This is a genomic window from Gordonibacter sp. (assembly GCF_036667095.1).
GTDB lineage: Bacteria > Actinomycetota > Coriobacteriia > Coriobacteriales > Eggerthellaceae > Gordonibacter.
Genome location: NZ_JAVWUP010000349.1, coordinates 1 through 1,812, shown reverse-complemented (window position 1 = coordinate 1,812; position 1,812 = coordinate 1). Strand labels below are relative to the sequence as shown.

The following is a 1,812-nucleotide window of genomic DNA, read 5'->3' as shown; positions in this document are numbered from 1 at the left end:
CGCCCACTTTGCGATAGAGGATACGGGCGTAGTTGCGTACCGTGTTCTCGGAGTAGTTGAGCGTTCCGGCGATGACCGTGCGGCTTCGCCCTTGGGCAAGCAGGCGCGCAATCTCCGTTTCAGTGGCGCTCAGGCGAAACGCGTCGGCAAACGAGGCAAGAGAATCGCCTTCGATCGAATCCTGGCTCGGTTTCTCCACCTCGTCCGGAGCGATCGTGCGCGCCGACCCAGACGCTTTCGGCACCGCCTTCAACTCGCAACCCAAGGGACAAGGTACGTCCGGTCGCGGATACACCACCAACACCATCTCCACCAGCGCCACAAATGCCATGCAGATGAGCAGCCAGAGGCCGTATTCGAGATGCGGCCCGATCTGGTGCACGACGATGCGCCCGATGCACATAGCCAGCAATGCGCCTCCGTACACGAACCCGTACACCAGCACCGTGGGCTGGTCGGAGTGACGGCCTATAAGGTAGATGAAGAATACCAGGGGGATATAGAAGCAGGTGATAGCGTTAGTGGCGAAGAACGTGGCCAGCTCCTCCGAACCCGGCCATCCGCTCATCAGGAAGGTGATGGCGGCGATCATGAGAAAGTTCACGAAGAACCAGAACCCCGCCAAGCTGAACCCGCGCCCCCGTACGAGCACCCACCACACCGTGGCCGCGATAACGGCGATGACCAGCAGCTGATGCACGGTGCGCATTGCCTGGGAGAGCTCGCGCACACGTCCGTCGGGGTATCCGAGCGCCATGCCTATCAAGAAGGCATACAGGAAGAAGGCTGCAATGATGGTAAAGAGGTAGCCGCGTTGTTGGGTGCTGTACAGGCGATCGACTTTCTCCTCGCCGCCGCTGCGCCCTGAAGCGACTGCGGCATCTTGGGGCACGCCGCCATGGGCCGCATGGCCAAGCAACCGCCCCGAAGGGTGCTTCCCCTTGTCGAGCAAATCCATCGCGCGCCAGTAGGCGAACACCGACAGCGCAGGGATGAAAAGGTTGAGCAGGCCGAACACCTCATGCGACAAATATCCGGCTATCAGCGAGAGCAAGCAGGACAGGGCAAGCCCGCCTGCTGCATAGAAAAACGCCTCTGCCGGCTTGAGCCGCTCGAGGAAGAACACCCAGATTATCTCTCCTCCCACCAAGCCCACGCCCCCGATAATAAAGCGGGCAACTTCAAACGAAGTGGTGCTGAAGAAAAGATCGACCAGGTAAAACAACCCGGACAGCGTCATGAGCACCAAACCGGACCACACGAAAAACGCCTTCGAGGCGTGCGAGAATCCCGTGCGGTACGAGAGGAACACCAGAAGCGCGATAACGGCTACGCGCACGATGTTGGCCCCCACCGTAACGTAGCCGTAGTCGGCGGTAAAGTGCAGGTTGTAGAAGTTGAACTGATACCACAGACGCATAAGCCCTATGCCGAAAAAAGCCAGCGAGAAGCCCGAGAGAAACACTGTTTTGAATGACGCGAACGAAGCGGTGTGCAAGCTCGCATCGGCGCACCCGCGTTGCTGGTCTGAACCCATCCCCTACCTCCTGCGCAGAGTATACCACCGCAGGAGAGTGCCGTAAGGGGCGAGAGTCGTTCGTGCTGCTTCACCGTGACGCTAGGTATCATTAAGTCAATTATTAATTCGACAAACTTACGGTTACATTCCCGACATTTTTAAGAGTAGAAGTTCGACAAAACATAGAGTGCTACTTGATAAACGATATGAATGGACAGGTTTTATCATGCATGAAAATTTGCTTTACGGCACGCTCGAAAATAAAAATTATCGCCCTCGTCTTATCGATCGAA

Annotated in this window: 1 protein-coding gene; it reads right to left on the bottom strand. The window is 57.1% G+C overall.

The window, feature by feature from the left end:
* Positions 1-1,537 (bottom strand): helix-turn-helix transcriptional regulator (locus RR842_RS14495; RefSeq protein ID WP_332730280.1); only part of this gene is annotated, 1,537 nt, incomplete at its 3' end.
* Positions 1,538-1,812 lie beyond the last annotated feature (275 nt).